General features: G+C 65.6%; 17 protein-coding genes and 1 pseudogene. 3 read left to right on the top strand and 15 right to left on the bottom strand.

Features of this window, described 5'->3' with window-relative positions; genetic code table 11:
• Positions 1-5 precede the first annotated feature (5 nt).
• From nrfD to DQG17_RS15650, 4 genes are all read right to left on the bottom strand, one after another.
• Entirely contained in the window at positions 6-1,124 is a 1,119-nt protein-coding gene (gene nrfD, locus DQG17_RS15665; RefSeq protein ID WP_116133794.1) for an NrfD/PsrC family molybdoenzyme membrane anchor subunit, read from the bottom strand.
• Positions 1,121-1,879 carry a sulfate reduction electron transfer complex DsrMKJOP subunit DsrO gene (dsrO, locus tag DQG17_RS15660; protein WP_116133793.1) on the bottom strand — a complete coding sequence of 253 codons (759 nt, stop codon included), beginning with the start codon at positions 1,877-1,879 and terminating at the stop codon, positions 1,121-1,123. Before dsrO ends, nrfD begins: the two co-directional genes overlap by 4 nt.
• A gap of 94 nt (positions 1,880-1,973) precedes the next feature.
• Entirely contained in the window at positions 1,974-2,594 is a 621-nt protein-coding gene (locus DQG17_RS15655) for a response regulator transcription factor (RefSeq protein WP_116133792.1), read from the bottom strand.
• On the bottom strand, positions 2,591-4,345 hold the full coding sequence (locus tag DQG17_RS15650; RefSeq protein WP_198666155.1) for a PhnD/SsuA/transferrin family substrate-binding protein: 1,755 nt from the start codon (positions 4,343-4,345) through the stop codon (positions 2,591-2,593). Before DQG17_RS15650 ends, DQG17_RS15655 begins: the two co-directional genes overlap by 4 nt.
• A gap of 334 nt (positions 4,346-4,679) precedes the next feature.
• On the opposite strand from DQG17_RS15650, the gene DQG17_RS15645 reads away from it, so the two are divergent.
• The 3 genes from DQG17_RS15645 to DQG17_RS21715 all read left to right on the top strand — a co-directional run bounded on the left by DQG17_RS15645 (position 4,680) and on the right by DQG17_RS21715 (position 8,467).
• Positions 4,680-6,449, top strand: a complete 1,770-nt coding sequence (locus DQG17_RS15645) for a PhoX family phosphatase (protein WP_116133790.1) — start codon at positions 4,680-4,682, stop codon at positions 6,447-6,449.
• Positions 6,450-6,527: 78 nt separating this feature from the next.
• Complete coding sequence (locus DQG17_RS15640) at positions 6,528-8,177, top strand: hypothetical protein (RefSeq protein WP_198666154.1); 1,650 nt, start codon at positions 6,528-6,530, stop codon at positions 8,175-8,177.
• A gap of 125 nt (positions 8,178-8,302) precedes the next feature.
• Positions 8,303-8,467: a hypothetical protein gene (locus DQG17_RS21715; RefSeq protein WP_157973632.1), complete on the top strand. Its 165-nt coding sequence runs from the start codon at positions 8,303-8,305 to the stop codon at positions 8,465-8,467.
• A gap of 75 nt (positions 8,468-8,542) precedes the next feature.
• Here DQG17_RS21715 and DQG17_RS15635 read toward each other — a convergent pair whose 3' ends face one another.
• The 11 genes and pseudogenes from DQG17_RS15635 to nifW all read right to left on the bottom strand — a co-directional run bounded on the left by DQG17_RS15635 (position 8,543) and on the right by nifW (position 17,284).
• Positions 8,543-9,373 carry an SIR2 family protein gene (locus tag DQG17_RS15635; protein WP_116133788.1) on the bottom strand — a complete coding sequence of 277 codons (831 nt, stop codon included), beginning with the start codon at positions 9,371-9,373 and terminating at the stop codon, positions 8,543-8,545.
• Between the two features lie 3 nt (positions 9,374-9,376).
• Positions 9,377-9,592 carry a putative nitrogen fixation protein NifT gene (gene nifT / locus DQG17_RS15630; RefSeq protein WP_116133787.1) on the bottom strand — a complete coding sequence of 72 codons (216 nt, stop codon included), beginning with the start codon at positions 9,590-9,592 and terminating at the stop codon, positions 9,377-9,379.
• Positions 9,592-9,948: a nitrogen fixation protein NifZ gene (locus tag DQG17_RS15625; RefSeq protein ID WP_116133786.1), complete on the bottom strand. Its 357-nt coding sequence runs from the start codon at positions 9,946-9,948 to the stop codon at positions 9,592-9,594. Before DQG17_RS15625 ends, nifT begins: the two co-directional genes overlap by 1 nt.
• Entirely contained in the window at positions 9,935-10,690 is a 756-nt protein-coding gene (locus DQG17_RS15620; protein WP_116133785.1) for a 4Fe4S-binding leucine-rich repeat protein, read from the bottom strand. Before DQG17_RS15620 ends, DQG17_RS15625 begins: the two co-directional genes overlap by 14 nt.
• Before the next feature lie 12 nt (positions 10,691-10,702).
• Positions 10,703-10,891 (bottom strand): annotated as a pseudogene (locus tag DQG17_RS15615) (4Fe-4S dicluster domain-containing protein); the annotation flags it as partial.
• 24 nt (positions 10,892-10,915) lie between these two features.
• Complete coding sequence (nifB, locus tag DQG17_RS15610; protein ID WP_116133783.1) at positions 10,916-12,403, bottom strand: nitrogenase cofactor biosynthesis protein NifB; 1,488 nt, start codon at positions 12,401-12,403, stop codon at positions 10,916-10,918.
• A 256-nt stretch (positions 12,404-12,659) separates the two neighbouring features.
• Positions 12,660-14,441 (bottom strand): nif-specific transcriptional activator NifA, encoded by a 1,782-nt coding sequence (nifA, locus tag DQG17_RS15605; RefSeq protein ID WP_116133782.1) that lies wholly within the window; start codon positions 14,439-14,441, stop codon positions 12,660-12,662.
• 279 nt (positions 14,442-14,720) lie between these two features.
• Positions 14,721-16,019 carry an RNA polymerase factor sigma-54 gene (gene rpoN / locus DQG17_RS15600; protein WP_116133781.1) on the bottom strand — a complete coding sequence of 433 codons (1,299 nt, stop codon included), beginning with the start codon at positions 16,017-16,019 and terminating at the stop codon, positions 14,721-14,723.
• Between the two features lie 120 nt (positions 16,020-16,139).
• A complete protein-coding gene (locus tag DQG17_RS15595) occupies positions 16,140-16,388 on the bottom strand; it encodes a (2Fe-2S)-binding protein (RefSeq protein ID WP_116133780.1) in 249 nt (82 codons plus the stop codon).
• A 149-nt stretch (positions 16,389-16,537) separates the two neighbouring features.
• Positions 16,538-16,843 carry a ferredoxin family protein gene (locus DQG17_RS15590; protein ID WP_116133779.1) on the bottom strand — a complete coding sequence of 102 codons (306 nt, stop codon included), beginning with the start codon at positions 16,841-16,843 and terminating at the stop codon, positions 16,538-16,540.
• 93 nt (positions 16,844-16,936) lie between these two features.
• Positions 16,937-17,284 (bottom strand): nitrogenase stabilizing/protective protein NifW, encoded by a 348-nt coding sequence (gene nifW, locus DQG17_RS15585; protein WP_116133778.1) that lies wholly within the window; start codon positions 17,282-17,284, stop codon positions 16,937-16,939.
• Between the last annotated feature and the right edge of the window lie 187 nt (positions 17,285-17,471).

Raw genomic sequence — 17,471 nt, 5'->3', positions numbered from 1 at the left:
TCTCCTCAGAATTGGCTGGCGGGACGGGACGGCGCGGCGGTCTTGCCGGCCGTTGGCACGCCTGCTTCGGACCAGGGAATGAAGGTGGTGTAGGCAATCACCAGGAACAGCCAGAGCCCGAAGGTGCCGATTACCCCCATCAGCCCTGCGATCCCGGCAGGCAGCAGCGCGTCGTAAAGACCCGACCCCACCTTCGGCACCGCCTGTCCGCCCATGAAGACGGTCCAGCGGAACATCCAGGCGGCATGGATCGCAAGCAGCCCGGTGACCCAGCCGCTGTTGCGCGGCGCCAGCAACGCCAGCAGGAAGGTTATCGCGACCGTCCCGGCGCCCCAGATTGCAAGAACGTGCCAGACCGGGAAGCCAGCGACCGAGGCCAGCGCCTCGGTGTGGCGCGGGCTGATCCCCGACAGGGCGACGCCGTACCAGGCGGCTCCCAGCACCGCGACCACGCCGAGCCACAGCGCCAGACGGCGGTTCAATTGCGCCTCGGTCCCGCCATCGCGGCTCAGCACGCGTTCGAGCACCAGCATCACGCCAAGCGCCCCGACAAAGCCCGTGGCGACGAATTGCCAGGGCAGGAACGGCGTGTTCCACAGCGGCCGTGCCTTGACCACATAGACCTCGGCGCCGGTGTAGCTCAGCACCAGGATCGCGGCGAACAATGCGGCATAGCCCAGCGGCCGGGCAAAGCCGTTCGCCGACCCGCCAAGGCTGAGCCAGCGGAAGATCCAGGCAAAGCGCCAGTCCTCCTGTCCGCATGCGTGAAAGGCAGGCCGGTGCACCGCCCAGGCGAACAGCACCAGCAATCCGACATAGGCCGGGACGAACCAGGCGCCCCAGGCCATCCACGAACTGGCATTGGTGTAGACGAAGAATTCCCAGAACCGGCCCGGCTGGTGCAGGTCTGCAAGCAGCGCGATGGGTGCCGTGATGCCGGTCGTGACCGCCGTCATCAACGCCAGCCGCGCCCGCGGCAGCGCCGCTTCCCGGCCCAGCAGGAAGGCCGGCAGCGCCAGCAGGAAGGCTGTGGTCGAGATCGCGATCAGGAAGAAATACTGCACCGCCCAGGGCAGCCATGCCACATGGTGAACGGCGCCAACGAGTTCCTGGATTTCCATCATGCGCCCTCCCCGTGGGCATCGGCTCCGGTCAGGCCGGGTTCGGTCAGCACGGCCGGATGAAAGGCGGCCTCGCCCGCCACGCGGCCCGCCAGCACGTCCTGCAGCCCGATGTAATAGACGTTGGGATTTGTGTGCATCTCGGGACGCAGCACCGAGACCTCGTTCTCGGACAGCATCTTTGCCACCTCGCTGTCGGGATCGGTCAGATCGCCGAAGTTGCGGGCGCCGCCGACGCAGGTCTCGACACAGGCGGGCAGCAGCCCGGCTTGCGTGCGCTGATAGCAGAAGGTGCACTTGTCGGCGGTCTGGGTCTGATGATTGATGAACCGCGCGTCATAGGGGCAGGCCTGCACGCAATAGGCGCAGCCGACGCAGCGGCTGGCATCGACCAGCACCTCGCCGTTTTCGGCCTTGAAGGTCGCCTCGACCGGGCACACCGGCACGCAGGGCGGGTTGTCGCAATGGTTGCAGAGCCTCGGCAGCATCACCATCGCCGGGTCCTGGCCGTCCATCACCAGTTCATAGACCGAGACATGGGTACGGAACGCGCCTTCGGGCACGTCGTTTTCCATGATGCAGGCGACGGTGCAGGCCTGACAGCCGATGCATTTGCGCAGATCGACCACCATGCCCCAGTGAGGAATATGGCCCCCTGCGGCGGCCTCGGCGGCATGGCCGGCACCTGCGACCGAAGCCGCCGCACCGATGCTCACCCGACCGACCGCCCCCAGAAAGCCGCGACGGTTCATCTCCATGGGCTGATCCTTTCTCTTGCGATCAGCCGGACACTACGCCCACCCCTCCCGGTGCGATATTCGTGGGAAACCCGCGGGGCCTAGGGGTTAACCCCTATTCGCTACCCCAGCCCGCCGCGACAAGCCGGCGCACAAGATCGGCCGCGCCGCTTGCACCCAGCTTTTCCATCGCATTGTGACGGTGGATCTCGACCGTCTTCAGGCTGATGCCAAGATCGGCCGCGATCACCTTGTTCTGCTTGCCGGCCAACACGCCACGGGCAACCTCGGCCTCGCGCGCGGTCAGGCTTTCGATCCGCGCCATCAGGCCCGCCTTGTCGCGGTCGGCCGCCAGCCGCTCGCGGCAAAGCTTCAGCGCCTCGGAAATGCGTTCAACGAGCGCCATGCCGTTCACGGGTTTCTCGAAGAAATCCATCGCGCCCGCGCGCATCGCCTGTACCGCCATCGGCACATCGCCATGTCCGGTGATCACGATCACCGGCAGCGGACAGCCGCGGCGACCGAGTTCATCGAGCAGTTCAAGCCCGGTCATCCCCGGCATCCGCACATCGGCGAGGATGCAGCCGACCAGCCCGGGATCGAGCCGCGCCAGCAGATCGGCCGCCGAGGCGTGCGCCGCGACCGTCAGTCCCAGAGAGGACAGCAGAAATCCCAGCCCCTCGCGCGCCGCGCGGTCGTCATCGACGACATGGATCACGGCATCTTCGTCGCTCATGCCTCTTCCCCGATCGGCAGCCACAGTGTCACCCGCAGCCCCTGCCCGTCCTGCGGCCGTTCCGCCCGCAGGCTTCCGCCATGAGCCTCGACGATCGAGCGGCTGAGCGCCAGCCCCAGTCCGATCCCCTCGGGCTTGGTGGTGTGGAAGGCTTCGGCAAAGCGATCGAGCGCTGCGTCGTTCATGCCGCAGCCGCGGTCGCGCACCGACAGGCACAGACCCTCGCCACGCAGCGGATCGACCTCGACCGCGGTACGGATCAGCAGCCGACGCTCTGCGGGCGGGATCGCGGCCATGGCATCGACCGCGTTCTGCACCAGGTTCAGCACCACCTGTTGCAGATGCACGCGGTCGGCCTGCACCGTCGGCAGATCGGGGGCCAGCAGCATCTCGACCCGGACGCCGGCGCGATGCGTCGTCGCCTCGAACAATGCGGCACAATCCTGCACCATCTCGCTCAGATCGACCGGAGTGCGCTGGATCTCGCGTTTGCGCACGAAGGCGCGGATCCGCTTGATGACCAGCGCCGCGCGGTCGGCCTGCGCGGCGATCTCCTCGGACGCCCGCGCCATGTCGCCCGGGTCGAGCCGCCCGGCCTTCAACCGCATCAGGCAACCCTGGGCATAGGTCGAAATGGCGCTGAGCGGCTGGTTCAGTTCGTGCGCGATCGAGGACGCCATTTCGCCCAGGATCGACAGCCGCGCCACATGTTCCAGCTCGCGGCGGTGCTGGCGTTCCTCCTCCTCGATCCGGTGACGTTCGGCAATCTCGTGCTTCAGCCCGGCGTTGGCCTGATCGAGCGCCCGGGTCCGGCGCCTGACCAGCGTCTCGGTCCGGACCGAATGGATCGCCCAGAATGCCAGCGCCGCAGCAATCCCGAACAGCCATTCGCGGTAATCCTCGAAGAACTCGCTGAGCGATACCGGACCGGTCCGCGCGTAGGGCCCGATCTTCAGTGCCCGCAGCAGGTCGTGCACCGGCTGGTAATCGACCGGCACGGTCCAGACGTTGCCGTCCTGCATCTGCAACAGCACCACCGCCACCTGCTTGGCCAGATCGGGCGGGGTCTGGGCCATCTTGGCAAAGGGCCAGCCGGGATAGGTCCGGCTCGACACCGCGCAGCCGCTTTCGGGATCGGACCGTGCCTCGAAGGACACGAGCCTGCCGTATACCTCCGGCTCGGCGGCCTGCAATTCCTCCAGCAGACAGGCGCGCAACACCGCCGCATCGGCCCGACCGTCCAGAACCGCCTGGGCCGCCGACTGCATCGGATAGCCGGTCACCACCCAGTCGATCCGTCCCGGCAGCCCCGGGTTTGCCTCGGCCAACTCGCGCCACATCGCCTGAAACCCGCCGAACGCCTCGGTCGCGACCACGGCCAGCCGCTTGCCTGCCAGATCCGCCAGCCCCGCAGGCGCCGGGTCGACCGCGACAAGTGTCGAGGCCACAGGCAGGTTTTCGTCCGCGGTGGCAATCCGGCTGATGTGATAGCGGTATTCGAGCTCGGCGTAATTTCCCGGATTGGTGATGAGGAAATCGAGCGTCCCCGCCGCCACCGCCGCCTCGAGCGCATGAATGTCGAGCGCGACCAGCTCGACGTCGAACCCCGGCAGACCGGCGTCGAGCGCCTCCATCGTGGGCGTCCAGTCGGTCAGCGGGTGGTCCGCCCCGGAATAGTCCAGCACCCCGATCCGCAAGGTATCGGCCCCCGCCGCGGCGGCAAACCAGACCAGAGTGAATGTCAGGGCCACCGCCTTGACCAGGGCCGCCCCAAGCAGGGCGCATCGCGCCGGGGGGCTGGTCCGCGGCCGGTCACCCGGCGGTCCCGCATCGGGCCCTTTCCGGACGTTCCAGGTCCTTCGCGCCCCGGTGGCCCGCCCGCCCTGCGCGCAGGGGTCGGGGGAGAAAACAGAGGGTGACACACCCGAAAACCAGATGAAAATACTCATGATTTCTGATAGTACCATGATTTTTGAATGGTCACATGCCTGTCGCATAGCCGGAGTAGCCGGGGCCTATGCCGACAATCTGGAGCGAATCGACGTTCCGGGTCAGTATCGGTTACGACTACTCACGAGGTGTCTCATGATCTCCACGAAAATTGCGCTGCTGGCCACGACCGCTGTCGTCGGCTCGCTGGGTGCTGCCTGTGCCCAAACCATCGAATTCACCCCGGTCCCCTTCGCCAATACCGACGCGATGAAACGCCAGGTGCTGGCCACGCCGTCCGTCACCTATGGCGGCGTCACCAACGAGACCGGCTATCACATCCTCGCCCGCAGCGGCGACAAGATCGGTGGCAACGTGTTTGCGGAGCTGGTCGATCAGAACGGCCTTCCGGTCACCAACGCGGACGGCTCGGTGCATATTTCCGTCGATGCCGACTTCACCTCGCTGCTGCCCGTCGGCGACAAGCTGTTCTCGGTCACCCATTTTGAATCGCGCCCCGGTGCGATGTACCTCTCCGAACTCAGCCAGGATGCCGACACCGGCATGTTGACCCCGATCTCGACCCGCCCGGTAGACTTTTCCGAGTTCGGCGGCCTCTGGGTTCCCTGCGCGGGGTCCGTGACCCCCTGGGGCACGCACCTCGGCTCGGAAGAATATGAGCCCGACGCGCGCTCGGTCTTCGAGGCCGCATCGCTGGACGACATCGACGATTACTTCAAGCCCATGGCCCGCTTCTTCGGCGTCGATCCGGACACCATGACGCTCGAACAGTTCCGCGACGTCTTCAATCCCTACCATTACGGCTGGCTGACCGAAGTTGCCGTCAGCGCCGATGGCAAGGACACGGTGAAACAGCACCTCGCCGCCGGCCGCATGGCCTTCGAGCTCGGCTACGTCATGCCCGACCAGAAGACCGTCTACATGTCGGATGACGGCACCAACGTCGGCTTCTACATGTTCGTGGCCGATGAGGCCGGCAACCTCGACGCCGGCACGCTCTATGCCGAAAAGTGGCACCAGACCTCGGGCGACGGCGCCGGTGCGGCCGACCTGACCTGGGTCAACCTGGGCCATGCCACCTCCGACGAGATCCGCAAGATCGTCGAAAGCAAGCCGGCCTTCGCCGACATCTTCGACGCGGTTGCGCCGGGCGAAGACGGCAGCTGCGCCGCAGGCTTCACCTCGATCAACACCTCGGCCGGTCAGGAATGCCTGAAGGTCAAGGACGGCATGGACATGGCTGCCTCGCGGCTTGAAACCCGCCGTTATGCCGCCATCAAGGGCGCGACGACCGAGCTGCGCAAGGAAGAAGGCATCACCTTCGACCCGGCCACGAACAAGCTGTTCGTCTCGATGTCGGAAGTTGCCAAGGGCATGGCCAAGGGCAGCAAGCAGGACAAGGGTGGCCCGGACGACGTCCAGCTGACCGTCAACGAATGCGGCGCTGTCTATGAGTTCGACCTCGCGGCCGATGCCGACATGAAGTCCGACTATGTGGCCAAATCGGTCAAGGGCCTCGTCGCCGGCATCCCGACCGACTACCCCGAGAATTCGGAGATGGCGGGCAACACCTGTGACATCGACGGGATCGCAAACCCCGACAACGTCACCTTCCTGACCGGCACCCGCACGCTGATCATCGGCGAGGACACCGGTTCGGGCCACCAGAACGACGTGATCTGGGCCTATGACATGGAGACGGGCGGCCTGACCCGGGTTCTGTCGACCCCCTACGGTTCGGAAACCACCTCGCCCTATTTCTACCCGAACATCAACGGCTGGTCTTATATCATCGCCGTGGTGCAGCACCCCTATGGCGAGTCCGACGAAGACAAGCTGGCGGATCCGACCGACGCCATGGCCTATGTCGGCTACATCGGCCCGATGAAGGCCATTGCTGAATAAGCCTTCAAGCCCAAGGAAAATTCGGGAGAGGCGCCGCGGCGCCTCTCTTTTCCGTAGAGAAGAACCGAGGCGCTGAACATGCGATCCACCCTGACCGCCCTGACCGTGATTCTGGCCGCCGGCCCCGGCATGGCGCAGGACCTGACATCGAAGGTTCTGCGAAACACGACCGCCTATATCCCGCCGCAATGCTATACCGACACGCAGAATGCGGCGACCGGCAAGGTCGAGAACCCCTGCTTTACCTGCCATGTCCGCGCGCGCGTGCCGAACTATGTCAACGACCCGGACCTGCAGCAGTCCTATGCCTTCCCGGGCCCGGCGCTGAAGAACCCCTGGACCAACCTTTTCGTCGACCGCACCGCGGCGATTGCCGCCGTTTCGGATGCCGAGATCGACGCCTATGTCGAAGGCGACAACTATTTCGACGCCGACGGTACGATCACGCTGGCGCGCAAGCTGGCCGACCTGCCCGCCGATTGGGATTACGACAAGGACGGCGCCTGGGCGGGCTATGTGCCCGATGCCTATTTCGCCTTCGATGACGCCGGTTTTGACCACGCGCCCGACGGCACCCCCACGGGCTGGCGCGCCTTCGCCTACATGCCGCTGCCCTCGACCTTCTGGCCGGCCAACGGTTCGACCGACGACGTGCTGATCCGCCTGCCCGAGATCTATCGCACCACCGCGGATGGCCGCCCTGACGCCGAGGCCTACAAGCTGAACCTTGCGATCACCGAGGCATTGATCCGCCGCAGCGACGTGGCAATCGACCCGGTCGATGAAACGGTCTATGGCGTCGATCTCGACAAGGACGGCACGCTCGGCACCGCCGATCACGTCGCCTTCGACTGGGCCCCGAAGCAGGGCCGCAACATGTCCTATGTCGGCGCCGCAAAGGATGCGCAGGCCGCTGGCGACGCCCCGCTGGCCGCCGGCCTCTTCCCGCTTGGCACCGAGTTCCTGCATACGGTGCGCTACATCGACGTCGCCGCCGGGGACATCGCCATGGCCCCCCGCATCAAGGAGGTCCGTTACGCCCGCAAGACCAGCTGGCGGACCTATGCCAACCTCGAGGATTGGGCGCTCGCAGAGATCAAGGAGGACGCGGATTTCCCCGACCGGACCAAGCAGTTCTTCGGCAATCTTGAAACCGGCATCGGCAATGGCACGGGCTGGCGCTATCAGGCGTTCATCGAGGATGCGCAGGGCGATCTGCGGCCGCAGACCTTCGAGGAAACCGTGTTCTGCATGGGCTGCCATGGCAGCATCGGCGTGACCGACGACGCGGCCTTTGCCTTTCCGCGCAAACTCGCCGCGGACACCGCCCATGCCCGCGGCTGGTATCACTGGACGCAAAAGGGGCTTCAGGGCACGCCAGATCCGGTCCGTACCGACGGCAACGGCGAGATCCTGTATTATCTGCTGCAGAACGGCGCGGGCGACGAGTTCCGCAACAATCACGAGATCATCGCGCGCGCCTTCGACGCCGACGGCACGCTTGACCCGGCCTTTGCCCGGGCACTCGAGGCGGATGTGACGGTGGCGCTGTTCCCCTCGGCCGAACGTGCCCGCACGCTCAACAAGGCCTATCGCGAGGTCGTGCTGGAACAGAGCTTCGAGAAGGGCCGCGATGCGGTGGCAAGCCCCGCCCGGAATGTCCACCGCGAGGTCGAACAGGACGAGCCCACGGGCCTGACCGATCCGCTGCGTGCGGCAAACTGGTGACGCCGGGAAAACGCCGCGCCTCTCTTGGCATCGGCCCACAAGTGGATGTACGAACAAGGGGAAGGCCGCTGCCGGCGGTCGCCCACCCGAGCCCCTGACCCTTCCTGCCGAACGGAGCCTGCCCGATGAAGAAACTCGCCGCCCTGCCCGCCATCTTTGCCGCAATGCCCGCGGCCGCCCACGATGCCGGCATTCCGCATCTCCATCCCCACTGGCTGGAAATGGCTGGCGTGGCGGCAATCGCCGTGCTGGCGGTGGCGACTCTGGTCTGGTGGTCGCGCCAGAACTGAAACGGCTGCGATTGAACGACAAAACGCCCGGGCACCGAAACGGCGCCCGGGCGTTTTCAGTCTGCCTTGGGCCAATCAGCCCTCGGGCACCATCAGATGGTCTGCCACCGCCGAGAGCGGCAGGTCGATCCGGCGGATCCCCATTTCGTCAAGGAACTTGCGTTCCATCCGGGTGAGGTCACCCTCGATCACCGCGACGTGGTTTTCGGCCGAACGCTTGGCGATCTGACGGGCAAAGATCCGCAGCATCTGATCGTCGAACCGGCAGCCGAGGAACAGGAAGGGCCGCCCGGTGCGACGGCGGCGCACCTCCTCGGGGATCGGGGTCTGAATGTCGATCTCGGTCAGAACCTCGACATAGTCGCTGTCCGAAATCAGAAAGCTCGACCCTTTGCGCGCCAGCCCGTGGGGCTTGTAGATCAGCGTCGGCCAGTCGGATCGCGCCTCGTCCACTTCCTCGCCCCTGGAATCATAGGCCCGGGTCCAGATCAGCGTCCACTCGCCGTTGCGGCTGACACCCTGTACCCAGCCCCAGTTGTCCGGCCCCGAGAACGCGTTCAGCAACCCGTCGTCGTACCAGGCATCCACCACCATCGGCGGGCGCACCCGCGCCAGCCAGTCGTGGATCGGGTTCGGCCCGCCGTCCTCGACCGCAAAGGCACGCTCGACGATCGTGTTCAGCGTCGCGCGGAACTTGCGGCTTTCGACATATTGCGCGGCCGACCACAGGTTGCCGCTGGCGCGCCGCGGCACCCGCACCTCGGCCTCGATCCTGGCGCAAAGCGCATTGGGCGTGGTCGGGGCAAGCCCGCCCGACAGCGCCGCGACCTCTGCGCCGAGATAGGGGATGCGGGCGCCGTTCGAGACTTCGCCCAGCACGTCGTCAAGAATATCCAGATCGCTCATGGCTCAATCCTCCGCCGCAGAAAGGCGCGTCGCTTCGACCGTGATCGGCAGCTTCGGCGGCACATCGAATGCGGGCATGGCAAAGACCCAGCCATTGGCCAGCTTCGCCCAGCCGCCCCACAGGTCGGGTTTTTCCATTTCGACGATGATTTCCTCGAGGTCCTTCTTGGCCACATACGCCTCCATCCCCTTGGGCGTGTCGCGAATGATCACCTTCATCAAATTGTCTCCTTCTGAGCCAGGGTTTGCCGGGTCACGATATGGGACTGAAGCCGGGTTTCGCCGGCCAGCGCGGAGCCCACCCGGACGTTTGTCTCGTCCGGCACCAACTCGCGCTCGCGCATCCCGACGATGTTGGCGCGCGCCACGAAATCCACCGAATAGATATAGAACTGCTGCAGGAAGACGCCGATGTCGCGGACATAGCCGACATCGCCCTTCTTCACGACGACTTCGCCGATCTCGCGGCCCGCCATGGTGCCGTCGTTCTTGATGCTTCGCTTCGAGACCACCTTGTCGCCGGGCATGTAGCGCGGGGCGCGGTAGACCTCGATCTCGCGGTCATCGGTCGACATCGGCAGATTCCTTCAATTGGGCAAGCCGCGCTGCCGCGGTCTCGCGAATGATGTCCTCGGGGTCGTCCAGAAGAGGCGTCACATCCTCGAGCCTGCCCTGCTCGGCCACCACATGGCGGACCCGAATGTCGGTGTCGGCGACAAACAGCCCCGGCCGGCGGCCGGCGGCCTCGCGGCGCACCAACGGGTCGGGATCGCTGCGCAGCCGGTCAAGCCAGGCCTCGCCGATCCGGCGCGCCACGATGCGGCGGATCTCGGGGTCGGCATCGCCCAGCATCACCGGAAGCGCCCCGGGGTCGGCCCGCCGCGCGACGATCGAGCGGACATAGGAATCCGGGTCCTCCATCAACGGCAACAGCGCGTCAGGCCGCATCCGGTGGGCGACCGCGATCCGCACCCGGCGGTCCGGGTCCTTGATCCGGCGTTCGGCATGCGCGGCCGGCAACCGCAGGATCGCCATCGCCCGCACCCCGGCATCGGGGTCGGTCAGAAGCCTTGGCAGCCGGAACAGCGTCGCCACCCGCGCCGCGTTCATCCGGGTCTCGAAATAGGGCATCGAAAGGCAATCGTCGGCGAGGTCCGGATTGAGCAGAAAGAACCGCTCGATCCGCTTGGCATAGCGGTCGTGGACGCAGGCCCATCCCTGCCCGCAATGTCCCTGGTCCAGCCTGGAACGAAACCGGCAGGCGGCGCAGTCGATCGGCGCCCCCTGCCAGTCCACAGGAGCAGGACCTTCACGCATCCCGGCTCAGGCCGGAATGCAGGTGTCGGGCACCGGGCACACCGCGGCGCATTGCGGCGTGTCGAAGTTGCCCTTGCATTCGGTGCACAGATCCGGGTCGATGATGTAGGTATCGCTCTGGAAACTGATCGCTGCGTTCGGGCATTCGAACTCGCAGGCGCCGCACACGGTGCAACTGGCTTGCACGATCTGATAGGCCATGGCCGTTCCTTTCCTTTGACGCGATCAGGCGGTTTCGGCCGGCATGGCCGGCAGACCCATGCGGGCGCGATAGACGGCCGAGACCGCGGTTTCGATATAGTCGAAGGCATAGTCCTGGATCGCCTCGATCCCGGCCGCCGCCAGATCCTCTTTCGGGCAGTCGCCGATCTTGGCGCAGAGGATCGTGTCGATGCCCTCCAGCGTCTTGATCACCAGTTCCAGCTTGTCCTCCTCGCCATAGCCGCCGACGCAGTAGTTGTCGCAACGCCGGTGGGTGACGAAGCGGACGCCATCGGCATCGACCTCGAAGATCTGGAACTCGGTCGCATGGCCGAAGTGCTGGTTGATCCGTCCGCCGCCCTTGGTCGCCACCGCGACCAGCAGGGCCTGCGCCCCATCGGCGACGGCGGCCTCGGTCTCGGCCTTGGCAATCTCGGCCGCCTGACGACGGTCGCCGCGTTCCTTCTCCACCCAGTCGCGATAGGCTTCGCGCTTGGCGGGATCATAGCTGACTTCTTCGGGGACCAGATCCATGGTGAATTCCTGACCCCGGTCCTCGCCCAGAAGCCCGACCGCATCGGCCCGGCACTGCCGGCAATGCTTCATCAGGTTGGCACCGCCGGTACAGGCATCCTGCAGCTCTTTCAGTTCCGCAGCATTCGGCCCGCGCTGGCCTTCAAGGCCGAAGACAGTGCCATGTTCGGGCGCCGAGATCAGCGGCATGATGTTGTGCAGGAAGGCGCCGCGGCGCTTCACCTCCTTGTTGACCTCGAGCAGATGCTTGTCGTTGATCCCCGGGATCATCACCGAGTTGACCTTCACCAGGATCCCGCGCTCGTGCAGCATGTCGAGCGATTGCATCTGCCGCTCGTGCAGGATCTGGCTGGCCTCGAGGCCGGTGCGTCGCTTGTGGTCCCAGAAGATCCAGGGATAGATCTTGGTGCCGACCTCGGGGTCGATCATGTTGATCGTCAGCGTCACGTGGTCGATGTTCATGTCGAGCAATTCGTCGACATGATCGGGCAACGCGAGCCCGTTGGTGCTGAGACACAGCTTGATGTCGGGAAGCTTTTCGACGACCCGCTTGAAGGTCTCTTTGGTCTTTCGCCAGTCATAGGCGCTGTCGCCCGGCCCGGCGATGCCCAGAACGGACAGCTGCGGGATCTCGTTGGCGACCGCGATCACCTTGCGCGCCGCCTGTTCGGGCGTCAGCCGTTCGCTGACCACCCCGGGGCGGCTTTCGTTGGCGCAGTCATACTTGCGGTTGCAGTAGTTGCACTGGATGTTGCAGGCCGGCGCCACGGCCACGTGCATCCGGGCGAAGTAATGGTGCGCCTCTTCGGAATAGCAGGGGTGGTCCTGCACTTTGGCCCAGGTTGCTGGATCCATGTCCTCGGGGGCATCCGAGGATCCGCAGGAGGACGAGGAACATCCCTCCGCCTCGATCGCCTTGGTCAGTTCATCGCGGGAGGCGACGCCCAACCCTTCGAGGGAAATCACGTTGCTACTCATGGCGCGGTCTCCTTTTTGTCCGGTCGAAACAAACCAAGCAAGCAGCGTGCCAAGTTTTAACGTCTTGATTTAATGGAGTTCACCGCGCGACAATGTCGGACAAGGTACAAGCCTGCGACATGAAAAGGCGGGCTTTGCGACTCTTGGCGTGACGCCCGCCTGCCCAAAGCCCCCAAATTGTCAGATGCCGGTCTGCCGGACAAAAAAAGCGGCCACCCGGGGTGGCCGCTTACAGGTCTAGGGAGACGTGCCGAAATCAGATCTTGCGAACCTCGATATCGTATTTCTTCAGCGCATAGGCGATCTGGCGCGGGGTCATCCCCAGCAGGCGCGCCGCCTTTGCCTGGACCCAGCCGGCCTGCTCCATCGCCGTCACCAGTTCCTCGCGGTCGATGTCGGCAGTCTTGCGCGACTTGCCGGCAAAATCCGTTGCGGCCGGGGCGGCGGCGGGCGCGGCCACTGCAGGGGCCGGGGGCGGGGCCGCACGCCCCGCAACGACCGACGGCATGATGATTTCGCCCGAGGCAAGCCCGCCGATCGGCGAGGAGTTGCCCTTCTGCAATCGCCAGAGATCGGCCGACAGGCACGAATTCTGGTTACACGCCATGGCGTCGCCGACGATCACCTCTTCGTTCGACAGCGCGGCCGCGCGATTGACGCAGTTTTCCAGCTCGCGGACGTTGCCGGGGAACTTGCAGGCACAGATCGTCTCGAAGGCATCCGGGGCGAAGCGAAGGTTCGTGCCGTGATCGTCGTTGAAGCGGGAGAGGAACAGCTCGGCCAGCGGCCGGATGTCGTTCGGCCGTTCGCGCAGCGGCGGCAGCATGATCGGCACCACGCAGATCCGGAAGTACAGGTCGGCGCGGAACTTGCCCATTGCCACCGCTTCCTCAAGGTCGCGGTTGGTCGCCGTGACCAGCCGGAAATCGACCTTGATGGTCTTGGCGCCGCCGACACGCTCGAACTCGCCCTCCTGTAGTACCCGCAGAAGCTTGACCTGAAACGCGGTGCTGATCTCGCCGATCTCGTCCAGAAACAGCGTGCCGCCGTCTGCCAGTTCGAACCGGCCCTTGCGCAGACTGCTGGCGCCGGTAAAGGCGCCCTTCTCGTGGCCGAACAGTTCGGATTCCAGCAGCGTCTCGCTCAGCGCGGCACAGTTTACCCGCACGAAAGGCTTGTCCTTGCGATCCGACATGGTGTGGATCGCCCGCGCGAACAGCTCCTTGCCGGTACCGCTTTCGCCGCGCAGCAGAACCGGTGCGCGGGTCGGGGCCACTTTCTGAACCCTACTGATCACGTCCGAGATCTCGACGCTCGACCCGACGATCCCCTCGACGGTAACCGGACGCGCGCTCGCCTGAACTTCCTCCTGGGCCGCCGACAAGGCCCGGCGGGCATCGGTCAGCACCCGCTCGCGGTCCTGCGCCACGATGCGGCGGAACCTGAGCGACTGTTCCAGCAGCGAACTGACCATGGTCAGCACGCCGATATCGTTGTCGGCAAGGCCCGCGCCACGATCCTCGTGACTGCGATAGGCACAGAGAACGCCTGCGACCAGCATCGACCGTGTCTGTTCGCGCACCGGCACGGCAATCAGGGTATAGCCCTCGCCACGCAGGCGCTCGGGCACCGCCTCGGGGCCGAAATCCTCGGCCAGATCCCACGACACCAGTGGCACCCCGGTCCGGAACACCATCTGTGCGACGGCCTCGGGCAGGATATCGGGATCGGTATCGCCACGATTCAATCCGCTGGTGGTGGCGGCAATGCGATAGGGATTGACCTTGACGGCCGTGATCGGCCGATCCGGCTCGGTCAACAGCGCCAGCGCCCCGTGCCGCAGCCCCAGAAACGACGACAGCACATTCATCACCGTCGGCATGACCGCAATCGGGTCCGGCGCACTGGTCAGCATCTTCGCGATCTCGTAGACCGCGTTCAGCGTCAATCGCTCGACCTCGGATGCGCGAGACGCCGCGGAACGCGTCCCTCGCTGGTCGGAACGGACGTCATCTACAGGATGCGCAACTTCGATCATTGGCTACTCCAAGCCTGTGCTGGAATTGCTTTGGAAGTGCTCGGCAGCTGAATCTCCGCCGCTGACTTTTCGACTACTTCTTCTTTCAAGGTAGCTACATTTCCGTGGCTCTGTCCGCTTGGCGGCGCGCACGCGCAAAATTGCAGCAAGGATCCGGTTGCGGCTGACGCTTTGTTGCGCGCTAACAGACCCCATGCCCGCATATCAATCAAAGTCTGAAATCGCGGTAAGGTGCAAATGAGATTTTCGGGGATTGGATTTCGACTCGGGCAGGCTGTTTCAGAATGCAGCCGACCGGCGGCCGTCGGGGTTGCGCCGCCGCTGGTAGGACGACGCGATGCCGAGCGATGAGCGATACTTGGCGACGGTGCGGCGGGCGATTGCCAGATCGGCCTTGCGCGCCAGGGTGACGATGGCATCGTCGCTGAGCGGCCGCGCCGGATCCTCGGTCTCGATTGTCCGGCGCACGAAATCGCGCAGCGCATCCTGCGACACCGCCCCGCCCGAGGCGCTGGACATCGAGCGGCTGAAAAACGCGCGCAGCGGCAGCGCGCCGTTCGGCGTCTGGATCATCCGGCCCGAGGTGGCGCGGCTGATCGTCGAGGGGTTGAGCTCCAGTTCCTCGGCCACATCCTCGAGCGACAAGGGCACCAGATGGCCCGGCCCCTTCAGCATGAACTCGGACTGGCGCGCCACCAGCACCGCCGCGGTGCGCAGCAAGGTGTCGCCGCGCCGCTCCAGTGCCTGGGCCAGCGCCCGTGCCTCGGCCAGCGCCTTGCGCCGGAACGCGCGCGCCTGCGGGTCGGCCGTGCCGCCCGGCAGCCGGTCGGGGCTGACCGTGATCTCCGGGGTCGCGGCGCGGTTCAGTTCGACCGACCAGCCCTGATCGGTGCGGGTCGCGGTCAGGTCGGGGGGAAAGATCGGTGTCGGTTCGTGGGCAAAGGCCAGCCCCGGTTTCGGGTCGAAGCCGCGCAGCTGGCGGGCGATCTCGGGGATATCCTCGGGATCGCAATCGCACAGCTCGGCCAGCTCGCGAGTGCGTCCCTCGGCCAGCAGCGGCAAATTGTCGAGCAGCGCCTCAAGCTCCCATGTCAGTTGATCGGCCTCGCGCGCCTGAAGCTTCAGGCATTCGGCCAGCGACCGGGCAAACAGGCCCGTCGGCTCGAACTGCTGCAACCGGTCCAGCAGCGCCGCGGCCCGTGCCTCGGCGACGCCCGCAAGGGCTGCGATCGTCGCGAGGGGCTGGCTGAGCCAGCCGGTCGGTTCCAGCGACTCGGCAAAGCGCAGCGCCAGCACCCGGTCTGCCGGCGCGGCAAAGGCCAGTTCGATCTGCGCGACCACATGCGCCATCAGACTTGGCTTGTCCGAAGCGAGTGCCGCCACCGCGTCAAACCCCTCGCCGCCGCCAGAGCCCAGAAACCGCGGCGGCCGGTACGAGACCGCGGGATTGGTCGCGGCCTTTTCCTTCAGGTGTTCCGAAAGATCCTGTGTCGACATGCCAAGGATCGCGATCGAGCTGAGCATCTGCCCGCTCATCGTCATGATCGCCTTCTGGGATGCCGTCTGAACCAGTTGCATGATCTTCAGCCTACCATGATTTCCGCCGCGCCTCGCGGCCGAGCCTTCGACCCCCAACTCCGGTGCCAGACCGGCGACAGGGCCGCGCGATCAGCCCGCCCGCGTCAATGCAGGCGCGGATCATTCCGCAGCCATTGGCAGATCGGCAGCACTGTCGTTCGGAGCATCTGCCGCCGCGCGCCGCTGACGCAGGTCCGCGGCGATCAGCATGTCGATCAGCCGACAGCAGCCGCCACACTGGATCCGCTCGCCAAGGCCGTGAAACACCCGCCCCGGCGTGATCAGCGCTTGCGGGTCCTCGCGCAGGATCCGCGCAACCTCGTCCGCAAGCGCCTGGTCGGTCATTCGCGTACAGGAACAGACGATCATCCCGCAGCCTCCGGTCTAGCGACGCCATGGCGACGCCGCCTCTGCTACCGGTGCCGGGGCCGCTTCAGCCCAGGCCACACGTCCAATCGCCGCCAGCAGCGCAAGGGCGATCGCCAGATTGATCCCGAAAACCAATCCCCGCATGGCGCCTATCCGACCATCAGCAGCGTGCCGTAGCTGCCGCAGGGATAGGACCAGACGACCTCGCCGGTCGCATTGCAGACGATGCGGCAGGTGCCGCATTCCAGGCAGCCCTCGGCCGAGATCTCGACCAGACCGTCGTCGTTGAAGCTGTAGCAGCCCGCCGGGCAGATCCGGGTCAGCGCGCGCAGCGCCGCGCTGTCCTCGGGCTTGCGGTTGATGGCGATGTGCGGCCGGCCGGCGCCGGCCTGAGGGCGCGTCTGAAAGGGCCGATCATCCGTCCGAGTTGTCGCTGGTGTCGTCGCCGTCCTCATTCCAATCCCCGCGCCAGTTTGTACATGTCGGTGCCCGGACACCCCCAAGACCGCGGCCGCTTCAGAGCGGGCGCAGCCTCGCGGCGGTCCTTGTCAGTCGGTGGCAAGCTTCAGGCTGTCGAGCCCGACAAAGCGCGCCTTCAGCTTCTCTTCCTCGTCGCGGAAGACCTTGAAGACTTTTTCCTTCATCGGCGTCGATTCGAGGAAGTCGCCATAGGCGCGCTTCAGGCACTGGCGCGCCGCAAGGAAGGTCTCGTCGGCATCGAGCTTCGAGAGGTCGGCCTTGCCGAGATAGCTGCCGAAACGCTTCATGATGTGCAGCCGCGAGACGTTCAGCACCTCGGGCTCGTAGGGCATGAGGAGATAGGTGAAGATATCCTCGGCCGAGGAAAGACCCGAGATGTGGTCGAGCACTCCGGCGGTTTCGAAATCCTTGGGCATTCGGCGTCTCCTTTGCTGATCCGCGGCGGTGGCAACCGGCTTGGACGCCACCGCATCTGCAATAGACACAGCAATAATCGTGCCAACTATTTAAGATACGCAAATTCAACCGCTTGCCCAGAGTTGTCGGATTCTCCCGGCCTGACAATGATGGTTTTGCGACAGGGGCGCGGGTGTCAACCTGGCG

This window comes from Tropicimonas sp. IMCC34043 (genome assembly GCF_003390845.1).
Lineage (GTDB): Bacteria > Pseudomonadota > Alphaproteobacteria > Rhodobacterales > Rhodobacteraceae > Tropicimonas.
This window is presented reverse-complemented; position numbering and strand designations above follow the sequence as displayed.